Below are 2,355 nucleotides of genomic sequence, written 5' to 3'. Positions count from 1 at the left end.
TTATAGTTCCAGTCGATTTTGAAGACGAATTTTTCACCTTTCTTCAAAACTTTAGGCAAGTCAATACGCATCATGGTTTGATTCACCACATACTTTAAAGGTTTTCCGGAAGCATCGGTTACTTTCTCCAGATTCACGCCGTATCCGTTATTTTTTTCAGGCAGATCTGTGACTTTCAAACGCTCGGTCGTGGTTTGTTTGGGGATAAATGAAGAATCATGATAGCCCGCATTATTTATAGAAGACTGCTCATTTTCATCGAGTTGAAGCCACAAATAATCCAGATCGTCGGGAGAATTATTATAGTAGGTAACGGTTTCTGAGCCCTTTAAATTTCTTTTATCCTCATCAAGATAAGCTGTAATTTCATAATCGGCCCTGTTCTGCCAATATCCCTGACCTGGCGCACCAGAAGCAGTTCGGTACACATTGGGCGTCGGCAGGATTGTGCCAAGCTGCTCAAACTTATTGCCGTGATTGCTGTTTGGATTGTTTTGAATATTCTGGGCGAAAATTCCAAATGGAATAAAAAGTGATATAAAGACGGATTTGAACTTCATAGTTAGTTTGTGATATGATAGAATAATCATCAAAATTAAGAAATCGTTGCAGAAAAAAGATTATAATTATAAACTTTTACAGATTAAAACGGAATTCTTTCTAAAGTCATTTTTAAAGACAGCGCAAAAACCCCTGAAGAGATAAACATAATCCAGTCTTTTCGGTTAACTTTAAAAAGGTTGAGCAAAACAAACTGTACGATTAAAATACCTGCTACCACAGCGATCTGACCTAGCTCCAATCCAATGTTGAAACCTAAAAGCGGTACAAAGATATGCTGTTCATTGGCAATCATCATTCTTGCGGTGTTGGCAAATCCCATCCCGTGAATCAATCCAAAAAACAGGGCAAGATAGAAATTCATTTTCATGAGATTATTCTGCCTGTTGCGCATCAGAATATTATCCAGAGCGGTGATGACAATGGTTAGTGGGATTAAAAATTCCACCCACTTCGCCGGCGCACGTACGATATCGAAGACACTTAAAGCCAAAGTAATTGAATGACCTATGGTAAATGCAGTGATAATCCAGAAAATGTTTTTCCAGTCCTTTACCGCAAAAACTGCGACCAAAACCAATACAAAAAGCTGATGATCCAGCGCATCCAGTGAAATAATATGTTCCCAACCCAGATTCAGATAAAATAAAAAATCATTCATATACCGCATATTTTTAGCGGCACGATAATACAAAATTTATTTCTATTTTTGAACCATGCAAAAGTTATTTTTCATCCTCTTTTTTTCGGTTTTCGGCCTCAGCTCAGCAAGCGAAATTCATCCTTATCACGTTGGATCTATGGAATTTAATTACAATTCCAAATCAGAAACGTTTGAGATCAGCGGAAAGTTCTTTCTGGATGACCTGGAAAATGCTTTGAAGGAAAAATACGGCAAAGCGGTACACTTTAATTCCGAACAGTATAAAGCTCAAATCAACAACTATCTGATAAAGTACTGCGAAGAATACCTAAAACTCAAAGTAAATAACAAATTCCTAAAAATTAATTATTTAGGCTACGAAGAAGACAGCGAATCGGTGAATATTTATCTGGAATCCGAGAAAGTGGCTCAGCCAAAAAAAGTAGAGACCGCGGTAAGTTTTCTCTATAATTTATTTGATGATCAGATGAATATCGTTCATATTATTATCAACGGAAACCGAAAAAGCCAAAGATTAAATTATCCCGACCGTTATATTTACCAGAACTTCTAAGAACGGAATTCTGCATTAATTTTCTGTACTTCCGCCACGAGATCAGGATAAAAATGATCAAAATGATACTGAAGTTGCGGTTTATGGTTCAGAAAAACTTCAAAAACTGCCAGATTTTTATTCAGATACTTCGCTTTGTTAAGGACATTCCGGATCGAAAACTCAATTCCCCACTCTTCCCGGTAATTATAAAGCCAATTGTCTTTTTCCATGCTATCGAGCATTCTCAGCAAATTTGGCGGCAATAATTCTTCATGATTTCTCAATACGCGGTACACTTTTTCTGAATGCGCTTTTAAAGCCTTATCAGGTATAGAGTTGGCGAGAAAATAATCGAAACTTACATCCACAAAAGCACCGGCATACAGTCTCACCAAGGGACTGAATATTTTCTTCGCTTCATGAATTTCCGGATGAGCATCGGTAAACGTATCGATGGCGCGGTGTAAAGTGATGCCCTCTCCTATTTTTTCCCGAAACGAAAAACGGTCTTTGTTCCTGATGAAATCCTGCAGAAACTGCCCGACAATCTGTTCATCGGTAAAAGTGAGGTAAGAATGGGCGAGGAAATTCATAA

The 2,355-nt window shown here is 37.7% G+C and carries 3 protein-coding genes and 1 pseudogene; 1 reads left to right on the top strand and 3 read right to left on the bottom strand.

Annotation, left to right across the window (positions count from 1 at the left end):
- A pseudogene (locus tag V5N63_RS11125) lies at positions 1–560 on the bottom strand (M1 family peptidase); the annotation flags it as partial.
- 83 nt (positions 561–643) lie between these two features.
- Positions 644–1,222 (bottom strand): HupE/UreJ family protein, encoded by a 579-nt coding sequence (locus V5N63_RS11120; RefSeq protein ID WP_332034002.1) that lies wholly within the window; start codon positions 1,220–1,222, stop codon positions 644–646.
- 55 nt (positions 1,223–1,277) lie between these two features.
- On the opposite strand from V5N63_RS11120, the gene V5N63_RS11115 reads away from it, so the two are divergent.
- Positions 1,278–1,778, top strand: a complete 501-nt coding sequence (locus tag V5N63_RS11115; protein ID WP_332034001.1) for a DUF6702 family protein — start codon at positions 1,278–1,280, stop codon at positions 1,776–1,778.
- Here V5N63_RS11115 and V5N63_RS11110 read toward each other — a convergent pair.
- Positions 1,775–2,355: acyl carrier protein phosphodiesterase (locus V5N63_RS11110; protein ID WP_332034000.1), on the bottom strand; the 581-nt coding region annotated here is incomplete at its 5' end. The two genes, V5N63_RS11115 and V5N63_RS11110, sit on opposite strands and share 4 nt — an antisense overlap.

The organism is Kaistella sp., assembly GCF_032060305.1.
GTDB lineage: Bacteria > Bacteroidota > Bacteroidia > Flavobacteriales > Weeksellaceae > Kaistella > Kaistella yananensis.
The sequence above is the reverse complement of the archived record's forward strand: the minus strand, read 5'-3'. Positions and strand labels throughout refer to the sequence as shown.

Excerpts from the sequence above, each read along its gene's own strand:
- V5N63_RS11115 (WP_332034001.1), top strand. The coding sequence starts at position 1,278 with ATGCAAAAGTTATTTTTCATCCTCTTTTTTTCGGTTTTCGGCCTCAGC.
- V5N63_RS11120 (WP_332034002.1), bottom strand. The coding sequence starts at position 1,222 with ATGAATGATTTTTTATTTTATCTGAATCTGGGTTGGGAACATATTATT.